This is a genomic window from Saccharopolyspora sp. NPDC000359, assembly GCF_040300525.1.
GTDB lineage: Bacteria > Actinomycetota > Actinomycetes > Mycobacteriales > Pseudonocardiaceae > Saccharopolyspora.
In genome coordinates, this window is the sequence record NZ_JBEPDU010000008.1 from 76232 (window position 1) to 101777 (window position 25546).

25 protein-coding genes are annotated in these 25546 nt (G+C 70.8%); 19 read left to right on the top strand and 6 right to left on the bottom strand.

Going from position 1 to position 25546, the window contains the following annotated elements; all coding sequences use genetic code 11:
• Positions 1-48: 48 nt before the first annotated feature.
• Positions 49-939 (bottom strand): RecB family exonuclease, encoded by an 891-nt coding sequence (locus tag ABT324_RS07970; protein WP_351173495.1) that lies wholly within the window; start codon positions 937-939, stop codon positions 49-51.
• A gap of 88 nt (positions 940-1027) precedes the next feature.
• Between ABT324_RS07970 and ABT324_RS07975 the strand changes: the two genes are divergently transcribed.
• Together ABT324_RS07975 and ABT324_RS07980 are read left to right on the top strand one after the other, a co-directional pair.
• On the top strand, positions 1028-2170 hold the full coding sequence (locus ABT324_RS07975) for a site-2 protease family protein (protein ID WP_351173497.1): 1143 nt from the start codon (positions 1028-1030) through the stop codon (positions 2168-2170).
• A gap of 76 nt (positions 2171-2246) precedes the next feature.
• On the top strand, positions 2247-3119 hold the full coding sequence (locus ABT324_RS07980) for a tRNA (adenine-N1)-methyltransferase (protein WP_351173500.1): 873 nt from the start codon (positions 2247-2249) through the stop codon (positions 3117-3119).
• A 73-nt stretch (positions 3120-3192) separates the two neighbouring features.
• On the opposite strand, the gene ABT324_RS07985 is transcribed toward ABT324_RS07980, so the two are convergent.
• From ABT324_RS07985 to ABT324_RS07995, 3 genes are all read right to left on the bottom strand, one after another.
• Positions 3193-3531 (bottom strand): hypothetical protein, encoded by a 339-nt coding sequence (locus ABT324_RS07985; protein WP_351173503.1) that lies wholly within the window; start codon positions 3529-3531, stop codon positions 3193-3195.
• A 165-nt stretch (positions 3532-3696) separates the two neighbouring features.
• A complete protein-coding gene (locus ABT324_RS07990; protein ID WP_351173506.1) occupies positions 3697-4410 on the bottom strand; it encodes an Rv0361 family membrane protein in 714 nt (237 codons plus the stop codon).
• Positions 4411-4447: 37 nt separating this feature from the next.
• Positions 4448-5101: an Rv0361 family membrane protein gene (locus ABT324_RS07995; protein WP_351173509.1), complete on the bottom strand. Its 654-nt coding sequence runs from the start codon at positions 5099-5101 to the stop codon at positions 4448-4450.
• A gap of 529 nt (positions 5102-5630) precedes the next feature.
• Between ABT324_RS07995 and arc the strand changes: the two genes are divergently transcribed.
• Entirely contained in the window at positions 5631-7421 is a 1791-nt protein-coding gene (arc, locus tag ABT324_RS08000; RefSeq protein ID WP_351173512.1) for a proteasome ATPase, read from the top strand.
• A gap of 148 nt (positions 7422-7569) precedes the next feature.
• Positions 7570-8520, top strand: coding sequence for an aldo/keto reductase (locus tag ABT324_RS08005; protein ID WP_351173515.1), 951 nt, complete (start codon positions 7570-7572; stop codon positions 8518-8520).
• Between the two features lie 364 nt (positions 8521-8884).
• On the opposite strand, the gene ABT324_RS08010 is transcribed toward ABT324_RS08005, so the two are convergent.
• Positions 8885-9394, bottom strand: a complete 510-nt coding sequence (locus tag ABT324_RS08010) for an NUDIX hydrolase (protein ID WP_351173518.1) — start codon at positions 9392-9394, stop codon at positions 8885-8887.
• A 128-nt stretch (positions 9395-9522) separates the two neighbouring features.
• On the opposite strand from ABT324_RS08010, the gene dop reads away from it, so the two are divergent.
• The 6 genes from dop to ABT324_RS08040 all read left to right on the top strand — a co-directional run bounded on the left by dop (position 9523) and on the right by ABT324_RS08040 (position 14957).
• Positions 9523-11022, top strand: a complete 1500-nt coding sequence (gene dop / locus ABT324_RS08015; protein ID WP_351173521.1) for a depupylase/deamidase Dop — start codon at positions 9523-9525, stop codon at positions 11020-11022.
• A 157-nt stretch (positions 11023-11179) separates the two neighbouring features.
• Complete coding sequence (locus ABT324_RS08020) at positions 11180-11371, top strand: ubiquitin-like protein Pup (protein ID WP_150068176.1); 192 nt, start codon at positions 11180-11182, stop codon at positions 11369-11371.
• 114 nt (positions 11372-11485) lie between these two features.
• Positions 11486-12331, top strand: a complete 846-nt coding sequence (gene prcB, locus ABT324_RS08025; protein ID WP_351173524.1) for a proteasome subunit beta — start codon at positions 11486-11488, stop codon at positions 12329-12331.
• A 51-nt stretch (positions 12332-12382) separates the two neighbouring features.
• Complete coding sequence (prcA, locus tag ABT324_RS08030) at positions 12383-13126, top strand: proteasome subunit alpha (protein ID WP_351173527.1); 744 nt, start codon at positions 12383-12385, stop codon at positions 13124-13126.
• Positions 13127-13449: 323 nt separating this feature from the next.
• Positions 13450-14808, top strand: a complete 1359-nt coding sequence (pafA, locus tag ABT324_RS08035) for a Pup--protein ligase (protein WP_351173530.1) — start codon at positions 13450-13452, stop codon at positions 14806-14808.
• A 26-nt stretch (positions 14809-14834) separates the two neighbouring features.
• The gene (locus ABT324_RS08040; RefSeq protein WP_351173533.1) at positions 14835-14957 is read left to right on the top strand and encodes a hypothetical protein; all 123 of its coding nucleotides are present in this window, start codon (positions 14835-14837) and stop codon (positions 14955-14957) included.
• 66 nt (positions 14958-15023) lie between these two features.
• Here the strand turns inward: ABT324_RS08040 and ABT324_RS08045 are convergent, their stop codons facing one another.
• Positions 15024-15719 (bottom strand): SDR family oxidoreductase, encoded by a 696-nt coding sequence (locus tag ABT324_RS08045; RefSeq protein ID WP_351173536.1) that lies wholly within the window; start codon positions 15717-15719, stop codon positions 15024-15026.
• A 185-nt stretch (positions 15720-15904) separates the two neighbouring features.
• On the opposite strand from ABT324_RS08045, the gene ABT324_RS08050 reads away from it, so the two are divergent.
• The 9 genes from ABT324_RS08050 to ABT324_RS08090 all read left to right on the top strand — a co-directional run bounded on the left by ABT324_RS08050 (position 15905) and on the right by ABT324_RS08090 (position 25467).
• The gene (locus ABT324_RS08050; protein WP_351173539.1) at positions 15905-16897 is read left to right on the top strand and encodes a helix-turn-helix transcriptional regulator; all 993 of its coding nucleotides are present in this window, start codon (positions 15905-15907) and stop codon (positions 16895-16897) included.
• A 28-nt stretch (positions 16898-16925) separates the two neighbouring features.
• Positions 16926-17897 (top strand): helix-turn-helix transcriptional regulator, encoded by a 972-nt coding sequence (locus ABT324_RS08055; protein ID WP_351173542.1) that lies wholly within the window; start codon positions 16926-16928, stop codon positions 17895-17897.
• A gap of 18 nt (positions 17898-17915) precedes the next feature.
• A complete protein-coding gene (locus tag ABT324_RS08060; protein ID WP_351173545.1) occupies positions 17916-18116 on the top strand; it encodes a bacteriophage holin in 201 nt (66 codons plus the stop codon).
• A 79-nt stretch (positions 18117-18195) separates the two neighbouring features.
• A complete protein-coding gene (gene tatA / locus ABT324_RS08065) occupies positions 18196-18471 on the top strand; it encodes a Sec-independent protein translocase subunit TatA (protein ID WP_351173548.1) in 276 nt (91 codons plus the stop codon).
• A 19-nt stretch (positions 18472-18490) separates the two neighbouring features.
• Positions 18491-19447, top strand: a complete 957-nt coding sequence (gene tatC / locus ABT324_RS08070; RefSeq protein ID WP_351173550.1) for a twin-arginine translocase subunit TatC — start codon at positions 18491-18493, stop codon at positions 19445-19447.
• Between the two features lie 56 nt (positions 19448-19503).
• Entirely contained in the window at positions 19504-20382 is an 879-nt protein-coding gene (locus ABT324_RS08075) for a diacylglycerol/lipid kinase family protein (protein ID WP_351173553.1), read from the top strand.
• 100 nt (positions 20383-20482) lie between these two features.
• A complete protein-coding gene (locus ABT324_RS08080; protein ID WP_351173556.1) occupies positions 20483-23263 on the top strand; it encodes a DEAD/DEAH box helicase in 2781 nt (926 codons plus the stop codon).
• Between the two features lie 403 nt (positions 23264-23666).
• On the top strand, positions 23667-24236 hold the full coding sequence (locus ABT324_RS08085) for a DUF4333 domain-containing protein (RefSeq protein WP_351173559.1): 570 nt from the start codon (positions 23667-23669) through the stop codon (positions 24234-24236).
• Between the two features lie 46 nt (positions 24237-24282).
• Entirely contained in the window at positions 24283-25467 is a 1185-nt protein-coding gene (locus ABT324_RS08090) for a GNAT family N-acetyltransferase (RefSeq protein WP_351173562.1), read from the top strand.
• The last annotated feature ends 79 nt before the right edge of the window (positions 25468-25546 follow it).

Below are 25546 nucleotides of genomic sequence, written 5' to 3' on the forward strand. Positions count from 1 at the left end.
TTCCCACCCACGGCAGATCGCAGTTTCAATTGAAACTGCGGTGGGGGCTCAGTCGGTGCGGTCGAGGACGGACTCCTCGCCGGGGTCGGGTTCCGGCCAGCCCGGGTAGGGCGGCGGGGTGCCGCCGAAGGCCGGGCACAGCGGCTTGTGGTCGCAGTAGTCGCACAGCCGGCTCGGGTTCGGGCGGAAGTCGCCGGTCTTGCCGGCGCGCAGGATCGCCTGCCAGATGGCCTCCAGCGTCCGCTCGAAGCGCCGCAGCTCGGTCTCGTCCGGGGCGTAGGCCAACCGCTGCTTGCTGGCCAGGTACATCAGCAGCAGCTGGCGCGGGATCTCGCCGCGGGTGCGCCACAGCACCAGGGCGTAGAACTTCATCTGGAACATCGCCTTGGCCTCGCCGACCTCCCGCGGCGCGGCCCCGGTCTTGTAGTCGACCAGCCGGATCTCCCCGGTCGGCGCGACGTCCACCCGGTCGATGAACCCGCGCAGCAGCACCCCGGAGTCCAGTTCGGTCTCCACTCGCAGCTCGCAGGCCTCGGGCTCCAGCCGCCGCGGGTCCTCCAGTTCGAAGTAGGCCTCCAGCAGCTTGGTCGCCGACTTGAGCCAGCCCGCCAGCTCGGGGTCGTCGGGCCCGTCGAACAGCTCGGCGAGCTCGGGCTGCTGCTCCTGCAGCTCCGCCCAGGCCGGGGCCAGCAGCGCACGTGCCTGCTCTGGGTCGCGCTGGTCGGTGGGCAGTTCGAACAGCCGCTCCAGCACCGAGTGCACCACCGTGCCGCGCACCTGCGCCCGACTCGGGGTCTCCGGCAGCCGGTCCACCGCGCGGAACCGGTAGAGCAGGGGGCACTGCTTGAAGTCGCTGGCGCGCGACGGGGACAGCGCCGGACGTCTGGTCCCGCGGTCCTGGATCGCGCCGCCTGCTGCTGCTCCCACCGGTTCGGCCATGGGCAGCAACCCTAAACGAGCCGTCCGACACGCGATCAGGCCCGTGCGGATCACGACCGGCTCACAACGGGGGGACTACCCTGCGCGCATGCCACCGACCGCGTCGCCGCCTGCCCGGCCCAAGCTCAACGACGGTGGGCTGCTGCTGGGTCGGGTCGCTGGGGTGCCCGTGCTGCTGTCCCCGTCCTGGTGGGTGGGCGCGGCGCTGATCGTGCTGCTCTACACGCCGCTGGTGGGTCGGATCCTGCCCGGTGCGGGCGTGTGGGAGAGCGCACTGCTCGCCGCGGTGTTCACAGTGTTCCTCGCCGTCTCGGTGCTACTGCACGAGCTGGGGCACTGCATCGTCGCGCTGCGGCTCGGCCTGCCAGTACGCCGGGTCCGGTTGTTCCTGCTCGGCGGCCTGACCGAGATATCCCGCACCCCGCCCAAGCCGGTCCAGGAGGGGCTGATCGCGGCCGCCGGACCAGCGGTGTCGCTGGTGCTCGCGGTGGCGGCCGGGATCGGGTGGTTCGCCATGGTGCCGGGTGGGGCGGTCTGGCTGCTGGTGGTGCAGACCTGCGTGGCGAACCTCGCAGTCGCGGTGTTCAACCTGCTGCCCGGGCTGCCGCTGGACGGTGGCCGGATGCTGCGGGCGCTGACCTGGCGGATCACCGGCAGGCGCGGCACCGGCACCACGGCCGGTGTGATCGGCGCCGCCGTGGTGGCGGCCGCGCTGATCTTCTGGGCGTTGCTGGGGCTGATGGGGAACACGCAGGACCAGTGGCTGCGGCTGGGTGTGTGCGTGCTGATGGCGTGGTTCGTGGTGGCCGGTGCCAACGCCGAGCGCACCGCTGACCAGCGGCGCAGCTGGCCGCCCGGCCTGACGCTGCGGGAGCTCGTGCGGCCGGTCCTGCAGCTCCCGGCGGAGAGCCCGGTGGGCGATGCGCTGGTGGCCGCGGCCGGTCGCGGGGTCGTGCTGGTGCGCGCCGACGGCATCGCGGTGGGCCTGCTGGACCAGACCGCGGCCGAGCGGCTGGCCACCCACGCCCCGAACGAGCCCGCCGAGCGCGCCGCCGAACCGGTCGATCCCGACACGATCCTGCTCGACAGCGAGTCGCACGAAGCGATCCTCGAACGCGTCCAGACCGTGCTGGCCTGGCAGTTCCTGGTCATCGACGGGGATGGCCGCCCGAGCGGCGTGCTCCGCCGCGAGGACCTCCGCGCCGCCCTGCGCGCCCGCCGCCGCTCGTGAGTGCTTTTGGTGGTTCTTACCACCGAAAACACTCACGAGTACGCCGACACCCGAAGCGCGCGGGCGCTCTGCGACGATGGTGGGCCGAGTTTGGCGTCGAGAAGGTAGGCAGCAGTTGAGCAGCACCGTCAGCGGTGAGTTCCAGCCCGGTGACCGGGTCCAGTTGACCGACCCGAAGGGGCGGAAGTACACGGTCGTCCTGGAGCCGGGAGGGGAGTACCACACGCATCGGGGCGCGCTCGCGCACGACGACCTGATCGGCCAGCCCGAGGGATCGGTGGTGACCTCGGTCGGCGGCACGTCGTTCCTGGCCCTGCGCCCGCTGCTGGCCGACTACGTGCTGTCCATGCCGCGCGGTGCCCAGGTCATCTACCCCAAGGACGCAGCCCAGATCCTCATGTGGGGCGACATCCGACCGGGTGCGCGGGTGCTGGAGGCCGGGGCGGGCTCCGGCGCGCTGAGCTGCTCGCTGCTGCGCGCGGTCGGCGACGAGGGCAGCGTGACCTCCTACGAGGTCCGCGAGGACCACGCCGAGCACGCCGAGCGCAACGTGAAGCGCTTCTTCGGCGAGAAGCCGGACAACTGGTCGTTGCACCTGGGCGACGTCCAGGACTACGACGGCGAGCCGGTCGACCGCGTGGTGCTGGACATGCTGGCCCCGTGGGACGTCCTGGACAAGGTCCACGAGAAGCTGATCCCCGGCGGCGTGCTGGTGGTCTACGTGGCGACCACGACCCAGCTCTCCCGGGTGACCGAAGCGATCCGCGAGCAGCAGAACTGGACCGAGCCCCAGGCCTGGGAAACCCTCATCCGCCCTTGGCACGTGGTCGGCATGGCGGTCCGCCCCGAGCACCGCATGGTCGCCCACACGGCCTTCCTCCTGGTCACCCGCCGCCTCGCCGACGGAGTGACCCCACCCCGAGTCCAACGCCGCCCCAGCAAGGGCTGAAACGAAGAACGGCCCGCCCCGAACCGGGGCGGGCCGTTCGATCGTTAGTTCATCAAACGGCGCCTAGTTTGCGTCAGCGTCCCCAGGCAGCACGATCGCAGGCCTGGCCCGCATCCACGTCACTAACGCCCTCATTCACCAGCAGCACCCAGCAAGCGGCCTGAGAGAGGGGAGCATTCGTCGTGGTGGCGCAGACGTTGACGACCTTTGGTCCAATGATGTAGCCACGCCCCTGCAAGTACGACTGACAATCCCACGCTGTTGCCTGCGCCGGTGCGGAGAATGCAATCGCGAAGCCTGCTACTGCTGCAGTCGTGGCAGCAGCTCCGGCAATTTTCTTCCCCAGTTTTCGCATCGTTTCCCTCGTGGTTTTGAAGATGACCGAGTGGTCGTGAGTATCTTCTCGGCTCAACGGCCAATACGGTGAGAGGATTTTCACGAGTCAAGTTGGTCAAGCGCGTGCGAGAACGTGTGTTTTGTGCTTAAGGGGGATGACTGAAAGCGCCGTCAGAGCGAGAACAGAAGTGGCCCGCTCCGGACGGGTCCAGAGCGGGCCACTCAGTTCAGCGTTGACTCGTTATGCCGGGTTGAGTTCGCAAACCTTCCAGTCGCCACTCTCGACGATCAGCTTCATTTCGAACGTCTGGTCGCCGCTCGGCATGAGGGACTTGTACTTCTCCGGAACGTTGTTCAGCTTGGCGGAGATCTGCGCCGTGGCTTCGTCGCCGTTCTCCTTGACCTCGCCGGCCAGACTCCAATCGATGGTGACCTGCTTGAGCTCGTCCGGCACTTCTGGGTTCTGCGCAGGGTCGATCGACTTGAGCTCTTCTTCGTTCTGCAACTTCTGAGCGTCGCACGTCACGGAGTTAAGCGCGTTGAGGTCCTTGCTGTTCAGCGCTGAGACGGCCTTCTCGGCGACCGCCTGCGGCGAGCCGCCGCCGGTGAGGACAACGACGAGGGTGATGACCAGGGCGATCACCACCACGCCGCCCACGCCGCCCAGGATCCAGGGGAGGGGGGACTTCTTCTTCGGGGGTTCGAAGCCCGGCTGGCCGTACGGGGAGGTCGGCGGCGGGCCGCCGAAGCCCGGCTGCTGCTGCGGGCCGCTGGGCGGGTAGGCGCCGCCCGGCTGCTGGCCGAAGCCCTGCTGGGGGCCGCTCTGCGGGTACTGGCCACCCGGCTGCTGCGGGTACTGCTGGCCGAAGCCCGGCTGCGGGCCGCTCTGCGGGTACTGGCCACCGGGCTGCTGACCCCAGCCGCCCTGGCCGGGCTGCTGTGGTGGGTACGTCACTTTCTCTCCCCCTCGTCGGAAATGTCCGGTTGTGGGTTCACTGGTCGAGCTGGCAGACCTTCCAGGTCCCGTCCTCCACCTCGAGCACCATCGTCTGGTCCACCGGGTGGGACTTGCCGTCGGCCACGTAGGTTCCCGTCAATTTCGCCGTGGCCGAGTCATCACGCTCGGTCACCTGGCCGAGCTCGACGTTGAACTTCCACGGCTCGAGCTGGTCGATCGCCTCGTTCAGCTCGGCCTTGTTGGACTCGCACAGCAGACCGCGGACGCTGGTGAAGTCGTGGGCGTTGACCTTGTCGACCAGCTGCTGAGCGACCGGCTTGGCCTCGCCGGGACCGCTGTTCAGCCAGAAGTACACGCCGACGCCCGCGCCGGCGAGGACGACGAACGCCCCGACCAGGCCGAGGATCAGCGGCAGCTTCGACTTCTTCTGCTGGGGTGGTTCGACGTCGGCGAAGCCGTTGGGCTCCTGGAGCCAGGAACCGGGGCCGAACTCGCTGCCCCACTGTGGGGGCATGGGCGCCTGCTGCGGCTGCTCCGGACCCTGCTGGCCCCAGCCGGTGTGCTGGTTGCCGTAGAAGGCGGGCTGCTGCTGCGGGGTTTCCGAAGGTCCCGGTGGCGGGAATCCGTTGCCCGTGGGTTGCTGCTGGCCCCACCCGCCCGGTCCAGGCTGCTGCGGCGGATAGGTCATGAACTCCTCCCCGGAGGTGTGCGTCGTGCTCGTCACCGTCTTCGCGGCGGCCGTAAGTAGATCAGAGCGCGCGGCGCGACGTGCACGGAGTGGAGCATTCGGCACCGAATCGTCACGGGGGGTTCGGCTGCGCGTGGTGGACCTCGGAGGCAGTTGTTCCAGATGATGGGAGAAGTTCCGCGTGTTCCGGCTGGTGCCCGGGGGCAACGCCACCCGGTTGCCGGAGTCGTTAACCCAGATGCCGGTGCGCCGCGGCGATCCGTGTGGCGCAACGGAAAACCCGCGCTCGTCGGCGCGCGCCAGCACCGCGCGGCCCGCAGCGCAACGTATCGATCGGACCATGATCGTCGACGCACCGTGTCCGCCCAGCCCCGGTCCGACGCGACCCGCTGGCACCAACCTGCCCCCGGATCGTGGGTATTCGCGGATTTTTGTGGCACGCTGGGCGATCCGGCGGACATTCACGACGCCGCCGTCGTCGGTGATCGCCGGTACCGTGGTGGTACGAGCACGGGAGGAGGGTGCCGACATGCAGCACGACCGTCCCGGCAGCCGGCCAGAGGAGGGCGGCGAGCAGTACAGCGGTGGCAACGCAGAGCTCCGCAGCCAAATCCGTCTCCTGGAGGACGAGGTTGCACTGCTGCGCCGCAGGCTCAACGAGTCGCCCCAACAGGCCCGGTTGCTGGAAAAGCGGCTGGCCGAGGCATCCGAGAGAGTGAGTCAGCTCACCGAACGGAACGCCAAGCTCACCGAGACCCTGAAGGAAGCGCGTGGCCAGCTGATGGCCCTGCGCGAAGAAGTCGACCGACTCGCCCAGCCCCCCAGCGGCTACGGGGTGTTCCTGCACCGCTACGAGGACGGCACGGTCGACGTGTTCACGTCTGGTCGCAAGATGCGGGTGGCGGTGTCGCCCAACGTCGAGACGGAGGAACTGGGACTGGGCCAGTCAGTGCGCCTCAACGAGGCCCTGACGGTGGTGGAAGCTGGTGCGTTCGAGCGAACCGGTGAGGTCTGCACCTTCCGGGAGCTCCTGTCCAGCGGCGCCGGGGAGACGCCCCGCGCGCTCGTGCTGGGCCACACCGACGAGGAACGCGTGGTGTGGGTGACCGAACCACTGGTCACCGCCGGGCTGAAGGCCGGCGACTCGGTGCTGGTCGACAGCAAGGCCGGGTACGCCTACGACGTGGTGCCCAAGGCTGAGGTCGAGGACCTCGTGCTCGAGGAGGTGCCCGACGTCGGCTACGAGGACATCGGTGGCCTGTCCGGGCAGATCGAGCAGATCCGCGACGCCGTGGAGCTGCCGTTCCTGCACTCCGACCTGTACGTCGAGTACCAGCTCCGGCCGCCGAAGGGCGTCCTGCTGTACGGCCCGCCGGGCTGCGGCAAGACGCTGATCGCCAAGGCCGTGGCCAACTCGCTGGCCAAGAAGGTCGCCTCCGCGCGCGGGGACGACGACGGCCAGGCCAAGTCCTACTTCCTCAACATCAAGGGCCCCGAGCTGCTCAACAAGTTCGTCGGCGAGACCGAGCGGCACATCCGGTTGATCTTCCAGCGGGCGCGGGAGAAGGCCTCCGAGGGCACCCCGGTGATCGTGTTCTTCGACGAGATGGACTCGATCTTCCGGACCCGCGGCAGCGGAGTGTCCTCCGACGTGGAGACCACCATCGTCCCGCAGCTGCTCAGCGAGATCGACGGTGTCGAGGGCCTGGAGAACGTCATCGTCATCGGCGCCTCCAACCGCGAGGACATGATCGACCCGGCGATCCTGCGGCCGGGCCGGTTGGACGTGAAGATCAAGATCGAGCGGCCGGACGCCGAGTCGGCCAAGGACATCTTCTCCAAGTACCTGACCGGGTCGCTGCCGATCCACGAGGAGGACCTCAAGGAGTTCGGCGGGGACAAGGCCGCGTGCGTGGAGGCGATGATCCAGACCACGGTCGAGCGGATGTACGCCGAGACCGAGGAGAACCGGTTCCTGGAGGTCACCTACGCCAACGGGGACAAGGAGGTCCTGTACTTCAAGGACTTCAACTCGGGCGCGATGATCCAGAACATCGTGGACCGGGCCAAGAAGGCGGCGATCAAGGCGGTGCTGGACACCGGCCAGCCGGGCCTGCGGGTGCAGCACCTGCAGGACGCCATCATCGACGAGTTCGCCGAGAACGAGGACCTGCCCAACACCACCAACCCGGACGACTGGGCCCGCATCTCCGGCAAGAAGGGCGAGCGGATCGTCTACATCCGCACCCTGGTCAGCGGGAAGAACCAGGAGTCGGGTCGAGCGATCGACACGGCCACCAACACGGGCCAGTACCTGTGACCGAGCGGGCACGGGGCTGGTCTGCGTGGCGGTGCGGGTAGCGGAACCTCCGCGCCCGCCCGCGCGTGCCGAGGCTTCGGGGCCGCCGTCCCTCCGGGGTGGCGGCCCCGAGCTGTGCCCGACGCGGGATGCGGTTACGTTTCCAGTCATGATCCCCGCGCAGACACCCGTGGAGCGGCTCGGGCTCGGGTTGGCCGCGCTCGGCCGCCCGGCCTACATCAACGTCGGGCGCCCCGACGTGCTGCCCGTGCAACGCACCGCGCAGGCCATGCGGGAGCGCACCCGCACGGTGCTCGACGCCGCCTACGCCCACGGCATCCGCTGGGTGGACACCGCTCGGTCCTACGGCAGCGCGGAGCAGTTCCTGGCCGACTGGCTGCGCGAGCGCGGTCACGGCGATGTGGCCGTCTCCAGCAAGTGGGGGTACGCCTACGTCGCGCAGTGGCGGATCGAGACCGAGGTGCACGAGGTCAAGGAGCACTCGCTGGAGCGCCTGCGCGCCCAGTGGGCGGAGACCCGCACCCTGCTGGGTGACCGGGTCGACCTCTACCAGGTGCACTCGCTGACCGCGAGCAGCCCGCTGTTCGAGGACATGGCCCTGCAGCACGAACTCGCCCGCATCCGCGACTCCGGGGTGCAGCTGGGCTTCTCCACCAGCGGCGCGGCGCAGGCAGAGACCATCGAGCGCGCCTGGGAGATCGAGGTGGGCGGGCGGCAGCTGTTCGCCGCGGTGCAGTCCACCTGGAACTCGATGGAGCCGTCCGCGACGCGGGCGTTGACCGAGGTGCACACCGGCGGCTGGCGGGTGCTGGTGAAGGAGACGCTGGCCAACGGGCGCCTGGCGGTCGACCCGCCGCGCGAGCTCGCCGAGGTCGCCGACCGGCACGGGGTGTCTCCGGACGCGGTGGCCATCGCGCACGTGCTGCACCAGCCGTGGGCGGACGTGGTGCTGCTCGGCCCGGCCAGCGTCGAGCAGCTGGAGTCGAACCTGGCGGCCTGCCGGGTGGAGTTGACCGAACGCGACCTGCACGCCTTGGGGACGCTGGTCCGGGACGCGGCGACCTACTGGGGCGAGCGCGCCGAACTCCCCTGGCGCTGAGCCCCTGACCAGCGGCGATGCGATTTCCACAAGGGGAATCGGACGTCTGGTCCCGGGGGAGGCAGGGTTCCTGGTCTCCATGGCGAACCGCCGGGTGATTCCACAGTTTCAATTGAAACTGTACCTTCGGGTGAAGGGGCCCTCCGTCTCGGGTGAGGAGCGGTGGCCCGTCGTCGGATGCGGAGGCGCAGTTTCAATTGAAACTGCGGGGTTCCGGTGTGTCGGGTGCCCGACATGCCGGCGGTGCGTCGGGGTGATTCCACTGAGATCACCTGAATGGGATTTGGACTCCTGATCCCCCGTGGGGTTGCGCCCGGTCGAGCCGTCGGTGGACGTGGCGGTGTGGCCCGGTGGCGGGGTGGGGTCACGTCCGGGCGAACCACTCGAGGGCGAACTTCCGGCCGTCCGGGACGAAGGGCCAGGTCGGGTCGTCCAGGCGCCGCCGGAGCTCCGGCAGAGGCATCCACCAGCCCTCGGCGACCTCCTCCGGCTGGTGGGTGATCGGGCCGTCCCAGCGGACCTCGTAGAGGAAGCCGTGGTAGCGGACGGTGCCCTCGTCGAAGGTCGAGCGGAACAGGAAGCGCACCGGCGCGCCGCGCACGCCCAGCTCCTCGGCCAGCTCCCGCTCCGCCGTGGTGGCCGGGTCCTCGCCCGCAGCGACGACGCCACCCGCCGCGCAGTCGTGCATGCCCGGGAAGACGTCCTTGGTGTCGGTGCGGCGGTGCACGTAGATGCTGCCCCCGTCGGGGGAGCGGACCAGGACCGCCGACGAGGCGTGCCACAAGCCCTCCGCGCGCATCCGCTGCCGCGTCGCGCTGCCCACGACACGCCCGGCCGCGTCGTACACGGCCACCAGTTCCTCTCCAGCCATCATGTCCCGATCGTCGCAGCCGCCCAGCGGGCCACTCCCGGCGCACCGGCACCACCACCGCTTCCCACGATTCGACATCCTGTGGCGCGCAGCACTCCGCACGGACGGTGATACCCCGTACGCTGCGAGGTATGCGGCGGATCATGGGAACCGAGGTGGAGTACGGCATCGTCGTGCCGGGCGATTCCAGCGCCAACCCGGTGCTGACCTCCACGCACATCGTGCTCGCCTACGCGGCGGCGGCCGACATCCCGCGGGCCAGGCGCGCGCGCTGGGACTACGAGGTGGAGTCGCCCCTGCGCGACGCCCGCGGCTTCGACCTGAGCGCCGCGGCGCAACCGTCCAACGGCTCGGACGGCGACGACCTCGGGGCGGCCAACGTCATCCTCACCAACGGCGCGCGGCTCTACGTCGACCACGCGCACCCCGAGTACTCCGCCCCCGAGGTGACCAATCCGCGCGACGCGGTCATCTGGGACAAGGCGGGCGAGCGGGTCATGGAGGAGGCGGCGATCCGGGCGGCCAGCGTGCCCGGCACCGCGCCCATCCAGCTGTACAAAAACAACGTCGACGGCAAGGGCGCCAGCTACGGCACCCACGAGAACTACCTGATGTCGCGCGGCACCCCGTTCACCGCGGTGATCGGCGGCCTGACGCCGTTCTTCGCCTCCCGGCAGGTGATCTGCGGGTCGGGCCGGGTCGGTCTCGGACAGGCGGGGGAGAAGGCCGGGTTCCAGCTCTCGCAGCGCTCCGACTACATCGAGGTCGAGGTCGGGCTGGAGACCACCCTCAAGCGCGGCATCATCAACACCCGCGACGAACCGCACGCCGACGCCGACAAGTACCGCCGGCTGCACGTCATCATCGGCGACGCCAACCTGGCGGAGACCTCCACCTACCTCAAGCTCGGCAGCACCGCGCTGGTGCTGGACATGATCGAGAACGGGCAGCGCTTCGACGACCTGAAGCTGGCCGACCCGGTGCAGGCCGTGCACCTGATCAGCCACGACCCGTCGCTGCGGCAGACCGTGGAGCTGGCCGACGGGCGCCGGTTCACCGGGCTTGACCTGCAGCGCGCCTACCACGAGCGGGCCGCCCGGTTCCTCGACGAGCACGGCGGTGAGCGGGCCGCGCGGGACGTGCTGGACACCTGGGGCGAGGTGCTCGACATGCTCAGCACCGACCCGATGAGCTGCTCCGACCGGCTGGACTGGCCCGCCAAGCTGCGGCTGCTGGAGAGCTACCGCAGCCGCGACAGCCTGGGCTGGGCCTCGCCGCGGCTGCACATGATCGATCTGCAGTACTCCGACGTGCGGCTGGACAAGGGTCTGTACAACCGGCTGGTCGCGCGCGGCTCGATGAAGCGCCTGGTCAGCGAGGACGAGGTGCGGGCCGCGGTGCTCACGCCGCCGGAGGACACCCGCGCCTACTTCCGCGGCCGCTGCCTGGAGCGCTACCCGGCGGAGGTGGCGGCGGCGTCCTGGGACTCGGTGATCTTCGACCTCGGCCGGGAGTCGCTGGTGCGGATCCCGACGTTGGAACCGCTGCGCGGCACCAAGGCCCACGTCGGCGCCCTGCTGGAGGCGGCCGCCAGCGCCGAGGAGCTGGTGGACTCGTTGACCAGGGGTTGACCGGCCCGGCGACCACGCCACGTGCACGTCAGCCGGGTGCGAAGATCGCAAAGACCCCCGGCTGGCCGTGGGCCAACGGGTGTTCGGGTGGGTAGTGTTCACAGCAGGACGTCCCCAGTGCGGGGGAGGTCCGAGAGGGCGATCACCGGGAGGCGAGATGTCCCAGGAAAAGGTTCAGCGGCACGGTGGCGGCGACGGCGACGAAGAGCAGGGCCCGGAGGCCGCCGGTCAGGAACGCCGCGAAAAGCTCGGCGAGGACGTGGACGCCATCCTGGACGAGATCGACGACGTCCTGGAGGAGAACGCCGAGGACTTCGTCCGCGCCTACGTCCAGAAGGGCGGGCAGTGATCGGACCCGGTTCCGGGCCGCGGGAAACGCGGCCCGGCGCTGTCCGCTGCGCGCCGGATCTTGACTAGAGTGCGTACCAGTCGCAGGCCCTTCGATCGGGAGACGATGTCGCTGATGGAAACGAGTTCGACCCAGTTTCCGGGTCAGGCACTGCCCGCCGCCTACCTCACCCCGGGGTCGTCGTCGTTCACCGACTTCCTCCGGTCCACCGCGCCGGAGCTGCTGCCCGGCGGCCGGAAGCTGGCCGACGGCGTGGTGGAGGCGCCGCACGGCACCACCATCGTCGCGGTGACCTTCCGCGGCGGCGTGCTGCTGGCCGGTGACCGCCGCGCCACCATGGGCAACCTGATCGCCCAGCGCGACATGGAGAAGCTGTTCGTCACCGACGCGTACTCGGCGGTCGGCATCGCCGGTACCGCGGGTGTGGCGCAGGAGCTCGTCAAGCTGTACGCGGTCGAGCTGGAGCACTACGAGAAGCTGGAAGGCATCTCGCTGTCGTTGGACGGCAAGGCGAACCGGCTGGCCAACATGCTGCGCGGCAACCTCCAGGCCGCCATGCAGGGGCTGGCCGTGGTGCCGCTGTTCGCCGGTTACGACACCGAGGCCGACGACCCCGACCGCGCGGGCCGGATCGTGTCCTACGACGTGGTCGGCGGCCGGTACGACGAGGTCGCCGGTTTCCACGCGGTGGGGTCGGGCTCGCTGTTCGCGAAGTCCGCGCTGAAGAAGCGCTTCGACCCGGACGCCGACCTGGACACCGCGGTGCACACCGCGGTCGAGGCGCTCTACGACGCCGCCGACGACGACTCGGCCACCGGTGGGCCGGACCTGTCGCGGCGCATCTTCCCGTCGGTCATCACCATCACCGCCGCCGACGGTGCGGTGCGGCTGCCCGAGGAGCGCACTTCCGAGGTCGCCACCGAGGTCGTCAACGGCCGGTTGGAGAACCCCGGCGGCTGACACCCGCCCCGATCCGACTCGCGAGCAGATTCGAACCAGGAGTGCACAGCCGTGACGATGCCGTTCTACACCTCCCCCGAGCAGTTGATGCGGGAGCGTTCCGAGCTGGCCCGCAAGGGCATTGCGCGGGGGCGCAGCGTGGTGGTGCTCAAGTACGCCGGTGGCGTGCTGTTCGTCGCCGAGAACCCGTCTCCGACGCTGCACAAGGTCGCCGAGATCTACGACCGGATCGGCTTCGCCGCGGTGGGCCGCTACAGCGAGTTCGAGGCGCTGCGGGTGGCCGGGGTGCGCATCGCCGACGTGCGCGGGTACTCCTACGACCGGCGTGACGTCACCGGCCGGTCGCTGGCCAACACCTACGCGCAGCACCTGGGTGCCATCTTCACCGAGCAGATCAAGCCGTTCGAGGTGGAGATCTGCGTCGCCGAGGTGGGTTTCACCGCCGAGACCGACCAGCTGTACCGGCTGACCTACGACGGGTCCATCGTGGACGAACCGCAGTTCGTGGTGATGGGTGGGCAGGCCGACGCGATCACCAGCAAGCTCAAGGACTCCTTCACCGACGGGCTGGAGCTGGCGGACGCGGCGAAGGTGGCGATCGAGGCGCTGTCCTCGGGCGGGGACGGCAACCGGGAGCTGGGCGAGTCGCAGCTGGAGGTCGCGGTCCTGGACCGCGCCCGGCCGAACCGCACCTTCCGCCGGATCCAGGGCGCGGCGCTGCGGGCGCTGCTGCCGGAGCGGGAGTCGACTTCGGACGAGTCCGGGTCCGAGGACGGCGAGTCGTCCAGCAAGTAGTGGCCGCAGCACGCTGACACACCGGGTGCGGGGCACCGGATCGGGACTGCCCCGCTCCCGTCCGCCTGGGTTCCCCGAACGGCTGCCCGCCAAGCGTTGCCAGGTCGCAGCTTCCCCAGCTGTCACAACATGCTGTGGTCCGGGACGAAGCCAGGCACTTCCCCTGCCGTGCTCGGCTGGCTGCGACGGGTGCCGTGCGCGCTGGTCAGCGGCCTGCCCGGCGCGGACGATGACGCGGTGCAACCGATTTCGCGGGAAGAAGGTGGCACCGGTGCCCGAACGGCGGACCGCCGCGGAGCGGGGTTTGCGCCTAGTGTGGAGACATGCAGCGGCGGATCTTCGGCATCGAAACCGAGTTCGGGGTCACCTGCACCTTCCACGGGCAGCGGCGACTGTCCCCGGACGAGGTGGCCAGATACCTGTTCCGACGGGTCGTGTCGTGGGGGCGGTCGTCCAACGTCTTCCTCCGCAACGGGGCCAGGCTCTACCTGGACGTGGGCTCCCACCCGGAGTACGCCACGGCCGAGTGCGATGACCTCGTCCAGCTCGTCACGCACGACAAGGCGGGTGAGCGGATCCTCGAGGACCTGCTCATCGACGCCGAGCGGCGGCTGGCCGACGAGGGCATCGGCGGCGACATCTTCCTGTTCAAGAACAACACCGACTCGGCGGGCAACTCCTACGGCTGCCACGAGAACTACCTGGTCGGCCGGTCCGGGGAGTTCTCCCGGATCGCCGACGTGCTGCTGCCGTTCCTGGTGACCCGCCAGCTCATCTGCGGCGCGGGGAAGGTGCTGCAGACCCCGCGCGGCGCGGTGTACTGCCTGTCGCAGCGCGCCGAGCACATCTGGGAGGGCGTGTCCAGCGCGACGACCCGCTCGCGGCCGATCATCAACACCCGCGACGAGCCGCACGCCGACGCCGAGCGCTACCGCCGGCTGCACGTCATCGTCGGCGACTCCAACATGTCCGAGGTGACCACGCTGCTCAAGGTCGGCTCGGCGAACCTGGTGCTGGAAATGGTCGAGCAGGGCGTGCAGTTCCGGGACTTCAGCCTGGACAACCCGATCCGGGCGATCCGCGAGATCAGCCACGACCTGACCGGGCGGCGCACCGTGCGGCTGGCCGGGGGCCGGGAGGCCTCCGCGCTGGACATCCAGCGGGAGTACTACGGCCGGGCGGTGGACCACGTGGCGCGGCGCGGTTCGGACCCGATGACCGACCGGATCCTGGAGCTGTGGGGCCGGGCGCTGGAGGCGATCGAGCAGCAGGACTTCTCGCTGATCGACCGGGAGGTCGACTGGGCGATCAAGCACCGGCTGCTGGAGCGCTACCGCGGCAAGCACGGCCTCGAGCTGTCCAGCCCGCGGATCGCCCAGCTGGACCTGGCCTACCACGACATCCGCCGCGGTCGCGGGCTGTTCGACATGCTGCAGCGCAAGGACCTGGTGGACCGGGCCACCGAGGACGGCGAGATCGAGGCGGCCAAGGACACCCCGCCGCAGAGCACCCGGGCCAAGCTGCGGGGCGACTTCATCGCCGCCGCGCAGGCGGCGGGCCGGGACTTCACGGTCGACTGGGTGCACCTGAAGCTCAACGACCAGGCCCAGCGCACCGTCCTGTGCAAGGACCCGTTCCGTGCCGTGGACGACCGCGTGGAGCGGCTCATCAGCTCCCTCTAGTTCACTCGAACGGGTGAAGTTGTGGGATGCCCCGACCTGGTCCGCCGAGCCTGCCGAAGGGCGACGTGCGCATCGCGTTGAGCTTGGCGGACGCCGTGGATGACGAGGTGTTCGCACCGCTGCGCGAGTGCTGCCCGGCCAACTCCTGACCAGGCCTGCCCCCGCAGCGGCAGGGTCAGCATGCTCCGAGGATGTGGACCGCCTCGCCGGTCTTCTCAGCGTTCCTGGCCGGTGGGGCGGATGATGAGTTCGTTGACGTCGACCGTCGGGGGCTGTTGGAGGGCGTAGAGGGCGGCGTTGGCGATGTCCTCGGCGCGCAGCTTGGGCACGCCCTGGGTGTCGGCGGTCATCTCGGTCTCGACCATGCCCGGTTGGATTAGGGTGACTCGGACGCCGGTGCCGACGCACTCCGCGCGGATGTTCTGGGCCATGCCGGTGACCGCCCACTTCGTCGCCGAGTAGAGGTTGCCGGGGCGGACGTTGCGGCCCGCGTTGGAGCCGGTCAGCAGCAGGTGGCCCTCGGTGCGGGTGAGCGCGGGCAGCGCCGCGCGGGCGGTGATCGCGGCGCCGTAGACGTTGGTCAGGACCATCTCGCGCCACTGCTCGGGGTCGGCGCCGCCGTTGCCCAGGAACGAGGTCTGCACGCTCATGCCCGCGTTGGCGAACACCGCGTCGAGGCGGCCGAAGTGCTCCTCCGCGCGCTGGACGGCGGCGGTGAGGCTCGTGTGGTCGGTGACGTCGCAGGGCAGGGCGAGGGCGGTCCCTGGGCCGAGCTCGTCGACCAGCGCGGACAGGGCTTCGGCGGAGCGGGCGGTCAGGACCAGGCGGAAACCGGCTGCTGCTGCGGCGCGCGCGGTCGCGGCGCCGATGCCGCGGGAGGCACCGGTGATCATCAGGACGCGATCGGACATGGTCCCAGGGTAAGGGCGTTGATCAGGACAAGCCGGTGATCACGCTGTGTTGCGAAGTATTTTCACGTTCACCGTGGCTTCAGTGCCGACCGAAATCAATGCCCCATCTGCCACATGCGCCCCACTGGGCGCAACGCGCCCCGACCCAAACACATGATCGAATCCTGGCGGGCTAGAGTTCTCCGGTGGCCACTGTGCGTGCTGAACGCTTGGTGAACCTGGTGCTGTGTCTGCTGTCGACCCGCCAGTACCTCACCGCGGATCGGATCCGGGCGATCGTGCCGGGCTATGCCGGCGCGCCCACCGACGAGGCCTTCTTCCGAACCTTCGAACGGGACAAGGCGGAGCTGCGCGACCTCGGCATCCCGCTGGAGACCGGGCGCAACTCCGCCTTCGACGCCACCGACGGCTACCGCATCGCGCGCCGCGACTACGAGCTCGGCGACATCGACCTGGAACCGGACGAGGCGGCCGCGGTGGCGCTGGCGGTGCGGCTGTGGGACGCCCCGGAGCTCACCGCGGCGGCCCGCGGCGCGCTGCTGAAGCTGCGCGCGGCCGGGGTGGACGTCGACGAGCACGCGTCGTCGGCGGTCGAGCCCAAGGTGCGCACCACCGAACCCGCGTTCGCGCCGCTGCTGGCGGCGGTGCAGAGCGGCCGGGTGGTGGAGTTCGACTACCGGCGCCCGAGCAGCCCGGACGCGCACCGACGGACCGTCGAGCCGTGGGGCGTGGTGTCCTGGCGCGGCCGCTGGTACGTCGTCGGGCACGACCGCGACCGGCAGGCGCCGCGCTGCTTCCGGCTGTCCCGGATCCAGGGGGAGGTCAAGGCGGTCGGGCGGGCCGGGCAGGTCCAGCGCCCGCCGGACATCGACCTGCTGAGCTTCGTCGCTGGCGCGGCGCGCGAAGCGCCGCCCCGCACGCTCGCCCGCGTGTGGGTCGCGGACGGGCGCGCGCAGGGCGCGCGGCGCCAGGCGAAGGTGGTCGACCGGATGGAGCTCGGCGGCGACTGGGGCGACGTCGTCGAGCTCGACCTGCGCTACCCGGAGACCGCCGCTGGCTGGCTGGCCGGGTACGGGGCCGACGTGGTGGTGCTGGAACCCGACACGCTGCGCAAGACGATCCACGAGATCCACCTCGACGTGGTGGACCAGGGCAAGCAACCGGGAGCGGCGTCGTGAGCGGCGCGCGGACCGGTGGGAGGCTGCGGTGACGAGTGCGACCGAGCGGCTGCCGCGCCTGCTGGCGCTGGTGCCGTACCTGCTGAGCCGACCGGGCATCCCCGTCGAGGACGCCGCGGCCGACTTCGGCGTCACCGAGCAGCAGCTGCGCAAGGACCTCGAACTGCTGTGGATGTGCGGGTTGCCGGGGTACGGCCCCGGTGACCTGATCGACCTGTCCTTCGAGTACGACACCATCACCGTCACCTACGACGCGGGCATGCGGCGGCCGCTGCGGCTGACGGCATCCGAGGCGACCGCGCTGCTGGTGGCCCTGCGGGCGCTGGCCGAGACGCCGGGCATCACCGATGCCGACGCGGTCCAGCGGACCCTGGCGAAGGTGGAGAACGCGGTGGGTCAGGCCCGCCCGGCCGGGGTGGTCGTCGGGTTGGAGGGTCGCGAGGGCGCGGTGCAGCCGGGCGTGCGCGCGGCCGTGCAGGAGGCCACGACGCGGCGGCGGGCGCTGCGCATCCGCTACTACACGCCCTCCCGCGACGAGATCAGCGAGCGGACCGTGGACCCGATGCGGCTGCTGCTCATCGACGGGCGCAGCTACCTGGAGGCCTGGTGCCGCAGCGCGCAGGGCGTGCGAATGTTTCGGCTGGACCGGATCGACGAGGTCGAGGTGCTGGCGGAAGCCGCGCAGCCGCCCTCGGAGGCCGAGCCCACCGACGTCTCCGAGGGGCTGTTCCGGCCCGCACCCGACCAGGCGGTGGCGGAGCTGGAGCTGGAACCCGACGCGCGCTGGGTGGTCGAGTACTACCAGGTGGACGAGGTCGTCGAGCTGCCGCAGGGGCGCGTCCGGGTGCGGATGCGCTACGCCGACCGGAGCTGGATGAGCCGGCTGCTGCTCGGGCTGGGCGGGCAGGTCCGGGTGCTCAGCCCCGACGACCTGGCCTGTGACGTGCGTCAACGCGCGCAAGATGCGTTGACGCGGGCACGTCACCTGCCGTCCACCTGAGACCGCTACGGTGACCGGGTGCCGTACGTGTGGAGTCTTGTGCTGCTGGGAGCAGGTCTGGTCCTGCTCGTGCTGCTGCTGGTCCGGGTGCTCCGGGAGGTCGGCCGGTTCAAGGCCGTGCAGCGGCAGGTCGCCCACGACCTCGCGGATCGCAGTGGCCTGGTGAAGGCGCGCGTCGCCGGGCTGAAGGTGGCGTTCGCCGAACGCCGCCGCAGGTGACGCGCATCGGCCCTATTTGTCCCGCCCTGCCGCGCGTACGATGACGCCCAGCAGGGACATCACGAAAGGTTGTGTTCGGATGGGTTTGCCAGGTGGCTGGGAGCTGATCCTCATCGTCTTGGTTCTGGTGCTGCTCTTCGGCGCCACCAAGCTCCCGCAGATGGCCCGCTCGCTCGGCCAGTCCGCGCGCGTGTTCAAGGCTGAGGCCCGCGGCATGAAGGCCGACGAGGAAGCCGCCAAGAAGGCCGAGGAGGACAAGGCGAAGCCGGAGCTGACCGCCGGTGACACCAGCACCCCACCGGTCACGTCGCCGTCGCCGGCCGACGAGAAGCAGCGCAACGACTCCAAGAACTGACTGAGGACGGGACAACACGGTGGGCACTCCACTGCGTCGCCTGAACCCGTTCCGCAAGGACCGCCGCCGGTGGGGCCGCAGGCACAACCCGGACGGCACCATGACGCTCGTCGACCACCTCTACGAGCTGCGGTACCGGTTGGGCGTGGCCTTGGCGGCCGTGGTCGTGGGCGCGATCTTCGGCATCTGGTGGTTCTCCCACTCGGCCTTCGGGTTGCCCACGCTCAGCGACTTCCTGCTCGGGCCGTACTGCGAGCTGCCGGAGACCCAGCGGCTGTCGCCGAACGGGCACTGCCAGCTGCTGCAGACCGAGCCGTTCGAGATCTTCATGCTGACCCTGAAGGTCGGCGTCGCGGTCGGGGCGGTGCTGTTCAGCCCGGTGTGGCTGTACCAGCTGTGGGCCTTCATCACGCCCGGGCTCTACGCCAAGGAGCGCAAGTTCGCGCAGCTGTTCGTGGTCTGCGCGACCGTGCTGTTCCTCACCGGCGCGGTGCTGGCGTACTTCATCCTGCCGGTGGCGCTGGAGTTCATGGCCGGGTTCGGCGGGGACGCGTTCTTCACCGCGCTGACCGGTGGCAAGTACATCAGCTTCATGCTGCTCCTGCTGGTGATCTTCGGCGTCAGCTTCGAGCTGCCGCTGATCCTGGTGATGCTCAACTTCGCCGGCATCGTCAGCTACGCCAAGCTCAAGAGCTGGTGGCGGGGCATCGTGTTCGCGCTGTTCGTGTTCGCCGCGATCGCCACCCCGGGGCAGGACCCGTTCTCGATGCTCGCGCTGGCCGCGGCGTTGTGCGTGCTGTTCACCGTCGCGATGGCGATCTGCCGGGCCAACGACAAGCGCAAGGCCAAGAAGCTCGCGGCTCAGGGGCTCGACGCGGTCGGGTTGGACGAGGCCTCCGAGATCGACTTCCGGGGTTCCGACATCGACGCGCGGCCCTCGCAGGTGCCCACGCAGAACCACGACGACGTCACCTGAGGCCGGGTGCGCGGGCACTAGCCAAGGCGGCCCCGCGTGGGACAGGATCTTGCCTCGTGCGTTGCGTCCTGTTGATCAACCCCGCGGCTGGTGGTCGGCTCTCGGCGAAGGTGGTCGGTGAGATCGGCCGGCGCCTCCGCGCCGTGTGCGACGTCCGGACGGTGATCGCCACCGATGCCGGTGCCGCCGCCGACGCCGCCAAGCGCGCGGTCTCCGACGGTGCCGACGTGCTCGCCGTGGTCGGCGGTGACGGCATCGCGCACCTCGCGGTGCAGGCGTGCGCCGAGTCCGGCACCGCGCTCGCGCTGATCCCGGCCGGTACCGGCAACGACCTGGCACGCGGCCTCGGGGTGCCGCTCGACGCCGCCGCCGCGACGCGGGCCATCACCCGGGCGGTCAAGGCGGGCGCGCAGCGGCGCATCGACCTCGGCAAGGTGGCCGGGGCGGGCTGGTTCGCGACCGTGCTGTGCGCGGGGTTCGACTCGCGGGTCAACGCGCGGGCGAACCGGATGCGCTGGCCGCGCGGGCAGCGCCGCTACGACGTGGCGGTGGTCCGGGAGCTGCTGGGGCTGCACGCGATGCCGCTGCGGGTGGAGACCGAGTCCGGGGTATTAGAGCGGAACGCGACGCTCGTGGCGGTGGGCAACTCGGCCTGCTACGGCGGAGGCATCCCGGTCTGCCCGGCCGCCGACCCGGCGGACGGGCTGCTCGACGTGACGGTGGTCGGCGAGGTGTCCCGGCGCGACTTCGTCCAGATCCTGCCGACGCTGCGCTCGGGTCGGCATGTGGAGCACCCGGCGGTGCGCACGCTGCGGGCCCGGCGGATCCGGTTGGGCGGGGACAACGGCTGGCTGGCCTTCGCCGACGGCGAACCGCAGGCCCGGCTGCCGCTGACCGTCCGCTGCGTCCCGGACGCGCTGCGCGTCCTGGTATGACCCCTCCCACCTGCGGGAACGGGCGGACTGTGACGAGCTGCGCACGGCTTGTGCGGGCTCGGTCGCGACGGTCGTCGGTGGGATGTGAAAACCTTGGGAGGTGGCTGTTAGCCGTTCCAACCCCACCGAGCTGTCCCCGGCCGAGGCCTTCGCCAAGCACTCCCGCCGCGGTGCGCACCCGAAGTTGACCGACTTCGCCGGGCAGCTGTCCTTCGAGCTCGACCCCTTCCAGCGCACGGCCTGCCAGGCGCTGGACGCCGGGCGCGGCGTGCTGGTGTGCGCGCCAACCGGCGCGGGCAAGACCGTGGTCGGCGAGTTCGCCGTGCACCTGGCGCTGCAGGAGGGCCGCAAGTGCTTCTACACCACGCCGATCAAGGCGCTGTCGAACCAGAAGTACGCCGACCTGTGCGAGCGGCACGGTAGCGACGCGGTCGGGTTGCTCACCGGCGACACCTCGATCAACGGCGAGGCCCAGGTGGTGGTGATGACCACCGAGGTGCTGCGCAACATGCTCTACGCCGGGTCCAGCAGCCTGGACAAGCTCGGCTACGTGGTGATGGACGAGGTGCACTATCTCGCCGACCGGTTCCGGGGCGCGGTGTGGGAGGAGGTGATCCTGCACCTGCCGGACCACGTGCAGGTCGCCAGCCTGTCCGCGACGGTGAGCAACGCCGAGGAGTTCGGCGAGTGGCTGCAGGAGGTGCGCGGCGACACCACCGTGGTGGTCGACGAGCACCGGCCGGTGCCGCTGTGGCAGCACATGCTGGTCGGGCCGCGGATGTTCGACCTGTTCGGCGGGGAGACCGCCGACCGCGAGCTGAAGATCAACCCGAACCTGCTGCGGCACACCCAGCAGCTGGCCCGGGTGCACCTGCCCTACGGCGGCCGCCGCGGCGGGCCGGGCAACGGCAAGCGCAAGGGCCCGCGCCCGCCCCGGTTCGCCCCGCCGTCGCGGCTGGAGGTGCTGGCCGGGCTGGACGCCGCCGGGCTGCTGCCGGCGATCGTGTTCATCTTCAGCCGCAACGGCTGCGACCAGGCCGTCTCCCAGTGCGTGCGCGCCGGGCTGCGGCTGACCAGCGAGGACGAGGTCGCCGAGATCCGCGAGGTGATCGACGAGCACACCGCGAACCTGCCGGAGAGCGACCTGTCGGTCCTGGGCTTCTGGGAGTGGCGGGAGGCGCTGGAGCGCGGGCTGGCCGCGCACCACGCCGGGCTGCTCCCGGCGTTCAAGGAGACTGTCGAGGAGCTGTTCGTGCGCGGCCTGGTCAAGGCCGTGTTCGCCACCGAGACGCTGGCGCTGGGCATCAACATGCCCGCGCGCACGGTGGTGCTGGAGCGGCTGGTGAAGTTCAACGGCGAGTCGCACGTGGACCTCAGCCCCGGCGAGTACACGCAGCTCACCGGCCGGGCGGGGCGGCGCGGCATCGACGTCGAGGGGCACGCGGTGGTCCTCTGGCAGCCAGGCGTGGACCCCAAGCAGGTCGCCGGGCTGGCCTCCACCCGCACCTACCCGCTGCGCTCGTCGTTCCGGCCCGGCTACAACATGGCCGTCAACCTGGTGCAGCGCGTCGGTCAGGACGCGGCGCGGGACCTGCTGGAGCAGTCCTTCGCGCAGTTCCAGGCCGACCGGTCGGTGGTGGGGTTGTCGCGGCGGGTGGAGCGCAACACCGAGGCGCTGTCCGGCTACGCCGAGGCGATGCACTGTCACCTCGGTGACTTCGACGAGTACTTCCAGCTGCGCCGCCGGATCTCGGAGCGGGAGAAGCAGCTGGCCCGGCAGAACCGGCAGTCGCGGCGCGCCGAGGCGGCCAAGTCGCTGGAGAAGCTGCGCAAGGGCGACGTGATCTCGGTTCCCGCAGGGCGCCGGTCGGGCCTGGCGGTGGTCATCGACCCGGGGCTGGAGCCGATGGGCGAGCCGCGGCCGCTGGTGGTCACCGAGGACCGGTGGTCGGGGCGGCTGTCGGTGGCCGACTTCACCTCGCCGGTGGAGCCGCTGGGCAAGCTCAAGCTGCCCAAGCACGTCGACACCCGGTCCCCGAAGTCCCGCCGCGACCTGGCCGCGACGCTGCGCAACACCGGGCTGGAGCCGTCCACCGGGCGCGGCAGGCGCCGTTCGGACGCCACCGACGACGCGGAGCTGGCGACGCTGCGCCGTGCGCTGAAGGCGCACCCGTGCCACGGCTGCGACGAGCGGGAGAGCCACGCGCGCTGGGCGGAGCGCCACGAGCGGCTGCGCGGGGAGAACGAGAACCTGCGCCGCAAGGTCAACGCCACCACGCACTCGCTGGCCCGCGCCTTCGACCGGATCGTCGCGCTGCTGACCGAACGCGGCTACCTGCCCGCGGAGGCGGGGGAGGACGGCCAGGTCACCCGGCACGGACGGCGGCTGTCCCGGCTCTACAGCGAGTCCGACCTGCTGGCGGCGGAGTGCCTGCGGGTCGGGACCTGGCGCGGGCTCGGGGCGCCGGAGCTGGCCGCGGTGGTGTCCTCGCTGGTCTACGAGTCGCGGCGGGAGGGGCTGACCCCGCAGGTGCCGTCCGGGCCGGTCAGCGACGCGCTGGAGGCAACCTGGCGGCTCTGGGCGGAGCTGGAGGACGACGAGCGGCGGCACAAGCTCGACCGCACCCGCGAGCCCGACCCAGGATTCGCCTGGCCGGTGTTCCGCTGGGCGCGCGGCGAGTCGCTGGAGAAGGTGCTCACCGCGGCGGAGACCAGCGGGCACGAGCTGTCCGCGGGCGACTTCGTGCGGTGGTGCCGCCAGGTCATCGACCTGCTGGACCAGGTCCGCGAAGTGGTCGGGGTGTCCGACCCGGTGGGCGCGGCCGCGGCGAAGGCGGTCACCGCGATCCGGCGCGGCGTGGTCGCGGCCGGGGCGGTCTGACTGGTCCGCCTCTCCGCGTTTTTCAGTGATGGTTGCTAGTGGGGGTGATCTTGCGTTTTCGGGGTTTCTTGTGGCTGGGTTGCGTCACGGTCCCCTGGGGTGCGGTTGCCTAGGACTCCGGTTGCCTGAAACTGCGGTTTCCTGAAACTACGGTTGCCCAGGACTACGGTTGCCCAGGACTGCGGTTGCCCTGGGGCGCGGTTGCTTAGGACTGCGGTTGTCCGGGGCTTCGGTTGTGCGGGGGTTCGGTTGGTGGAGGGGGTTGCTGCATCCGTCGCGTCTGGTGCGGCTTCGGGTTCGGGCAGTGCGATGACCGCACGGCCGATTCGGAGGGGTGGGCGGTTGTGGTTGGATCTCCTCGCGATGCCGTGAAGGCCGTGTGCAAGATCGTCCGGAGGTGCTGATGTCGTCCCCCTACGGCCCGCCGCCAGGGGGCTATCCCCACTGGGGGCAGCTGCCCCCGAACACCGGGATGCCGCAGGGCGGACCGGGCTACCCGCCGCAGCCCGGGTACCCGCCGCCGCAACCGCCTCCACCGCCGCAGCAGTACGGCTACGGCCAGCAGTACCAGCAGCCCGGTGGGCAGTACCAGCAGTACCAGCCGCCGGGTGGGCAGTTCCCGCCGCCGGGTGGCTTCGGTGCGCCGCCGCGCAAGAAGCGCTCCGCGCTGCCGTGGGTGCTCAGCGGGTCCGGCGTGGTCGTGGTCGCCGTGGTGCTGGTGCTCGGGTTCGTCGCGCCGGGCTGGTTCGTGCGGTCGGTGTTCGACGCCACCAGCGTCGAGAAGGGCGTTGAGCAGACGCTGAAGGGCTCCTACGGGCTGGCCGGGGTCGGGTCGGTGTCCTGTCCGGGCGGGCAGCCGGTGCGGACCGGGAACCGGTTCGACTGCCAGGTGGAGATCGGTTCGGAGACGAAGTCGGTGACCGTGACGGTCAAGACCGACAAGGGCGTGTACGAGGTCGGCCACCCCCGGTGAGGAAAACCAGTCGCCCCGCGGCGGGGGTGACCGGGAGAATCGCGCTGTGATCGATGTGCGCGCCCTCGCCGAGTCCGAGCTCCGAACCTCTCACGACCTGTTCCTCCGGGCCCTGCTGCGCAGGCCGGTGAGCGACGAGAACTGGGCGCGCACCAGCGGACGCCTCGTGGCGGGGCGGGTGCTGGGCGCGTTCGACGGCGGTGAGCTGGTCGGGACGGCCCGCGCCACGGCCAACGAGCTGGCGGTGCCCGGCGGCCGGGTGGCGGCGGGCGCGGTGACCGGCGTCGGGGTTCGCGCGGACCGTACCCGGCGCGGCGTGCTGCGCGGCCTGATGCGGGCCCAGCTCGACGAGGTGCGGCAGCGCGGTGAGCCGGTGGCGATGCTGCACGCCTCGGAAGCGGGGATCTACGAGCGGTTCGGCTACGGCGTGGCCAGCAGGCACCGGAAGGTCGAGCTCGAGCGCGCGCGGGTGGTCTTCCGCGACGACGCGCCGCGGGGCGGGCAGGTGCGGGTGCTGGACCGGGGCGCGGCCGAGCCGCTGCTGCCGGGGATCTACCAGCGGTGCGCGGTCGACCGGGCGGGGTGGATCGGTCGGGACGAGCCGTGGTGGTCCGGGTTCTGGCAGTACCTCGGCGACGGCGTCGTGGTCGCGGTGCACACCGGCGAGGACGGGGTGGACGACGGGTTCGCGGTGTACGAGCCGAAGCACGGCGAGCGCGGGACCTCGGTGGACGTCCACGACCTCAAGGGTGCTGACGCCACCGCGGTGGCCGAGTTGTGGCGGTTCCTGCTCGGCGTGGACCTGGCCGACCGCGTGGTGGGGCACGTGCGCCCGCTGGACGAGCCGCTGGAGTGGTGGCTGACCGACCGCCGCCAGTGCCGGGTGACCGAGGTCGAGGACGACCTGTGGGTGCGGCTGGTGGACGTGCTCGGGGCGCTGCGGGCACGGACCTACGGCGCGGCGGAGCCGGTGGTGGTCGAGGTGCGCGACGCGTTCCTGCCGGACAACGCGGGCGGCTACCGCATCGGCCCGGACGGGGTCGAGCGCTCGACGGCCGCGCCCCAGCTGGGCTTGGACGTGTCGGCGCTGGCCGCGCTGTACCTGGGCGACCAGCTGGCGTCGACGCTGGTGGCCGCGGGGCGCGTCGAGGTGCGCGACCCGGCGGCGGTGACCGCGGCGGACCGGTTGTTCGCCACCCTCGAAACCCCCTGGTGCGGCACCGGGTTCTGACCTCGGTCGTGAGTGCATAACAGTGTTCGAACACTGTTACGCGCTCACGACCCCCGCCCAGCAGGGTGATCAGGCCTTG